Source organism: Kitasatospora sp. NPDC093558 (assembly GCF_040683475.1).
Taxonomy (GTDB): Bacteria; Actinomycetota; Actinomycetes; order Streptomycetales; family Streptomycetaceae; genus Kitasatospora.
In genome coordinates, this window is record NZ_JBFBDY010001075.1 from 1 (window position 1) to 1,602 (window position 1,602).

1 protein-coding gene is annotated in these 1,602 nt (G+C 76.3%); it reads right to left on the minus strand.

The window, feature by feature from the left end; all coding sequences use genetic code 11:
• Positions 1-152: 152 nt before the first annotated feature.
• Complete coding sequence (locus tag AB0O00_RS38605) at positions 153-1,316, minus strand: ROK family protein (protein ID WP_363659348.1); 1,164 nt, start codon at positions 1,314-1,316, stop codon at positions 153-155.
• Positions 1,317-1,602 lie beyond the last annotated feature (286 nt).

Genomic DNA, 1,602 nt, shown 5'->3' on the forward strand with positions numbered 1-1,602 from the left:
GTCCCCCGCCCCCCCCCCCCGGCGCCCGGGCCTCGGTCGTCCGGTGCCTGGTGCCCGGAGGCGGTCAGAGCCGCGGCGGGTCGGACCTCGCCTGGTGCCCGGAGGCGGTCAGAGCCGCGGCGGGTCGGACCCCGTCCGGTGCCCGGAGGCGGTCAGACCCGGGGCGGGTCGACGGCGAACAGCTGCTCCTCGACGTGGTCGAGGGCGACGCGCAGGGCGCCCATCGCGACGACCTCCGAGCCGAGCGCGGCCAGCGCCACCTCGGGCGCGCGGAGCGTGAACTGGGCGAGGCGCTCGCGCAGCGGCTCCAGGACGCCGTCGAGCCCGGCGGCCCACCCGCCGACCACGACGAGCCGCGGGTCGATCGCGAGGACGAGGGCGGCGACGGACTGCACGAGGCGGGTGAGGAAGCGGTCCATGGCGACCTTGGCTACCTCGTCGCCCTCGCGCGCCAGCCGCAGGACGCGGGCGACGGCGGCCTCGTCGAGCGGGTTGAGCGGCTTCCCGGTGGTGGACAGCAGCCGCTCGGGGGTGACCTCCTGGCCGAGCAGGTGCAGCGCGCCGATCTCGCCGGCGGCGCCGCCGTAGCCGCGGTGCAGGCGGCCGTTGATGAGCGAGCCGGCGCCGGGGCTGAGGCCGGCCATGACGAAGACGACGTCGTCGGCGCCGACCGCCGCGCCCTTCCAGTGCTCGGCGATCGCGGCGAGGTTGGCGTCGTTCTCGATCATCACGGGGCAGCGGAAGGAGCGGCGCAGCCGCACGCCGAGGTCGAGGCCGGTCCAGCCGGGCATCGCCGTGCCGAGCCGGATGGTGCCCTCGCGGTCGACGATGCCGGGGGTGCCGATGCCGACGGCCCACAGGTTGTCGCGCGAGACGCAGGCCTTGCGCAGCACCTCGGCGACGGCGGTGCGGACGGCGGCGAGCCGGTCCTCGGCCTCCAGCGTCTCGTCGACGGGCTTGAAGTGACTGCCCAGCACCTCGCCGGTGAGGTCGGCGAGGATGACGCGGACGTCGTGCACGCCGATCTCGATGCCGAGGATGTGCCCGGCCTCGGCGCGGAAGCGGAACCAGCGCGCGGGCCGGCCGCGGCGCCCGGCGCCCGGCTGGCCGTCCTCCTTGGGCTGGTCGACCTCGGCGACGAGCCCGGTGTCCACCAGTCCCTCGATGACGCCCTCGACGGTGGGCCGGGAGAGCCCGGTCTCGCCGACGAGCTGAGTGAGGGTCACGGCGTGGCCGGCCCGCAAGGCCCGGAGCGTGACCGCCGCGTTGATCCGCCGCAGCAGTGAGGAGTCCCCGCCGGTGAGCCGATCCGCCAACACGATGCCCTTCGCCGTTCGCGCGACTGCCCTGGCGCGCGGTGTCGAGTCCGCGGGGACCGCCAACGCCCCGCGGGGTTCCGCCGCCCGGGACCGAGGCGCCGGCGGCGCGGAAAGCCGCCTGCGTCAGGGCCGGGCGAGCCCAGCCGGATGCTACCCGTGCGGATGGCGGCCGGGCGAGAATCCCCGCAGCTCATCGGCCCGTCCACCAGGTGATCGTCGAGCTCGCCGAGTGCTGGCTGTTCGTCATCGCCGCCGCCCAGGGCACCCACCTCGCGGTCGTCGC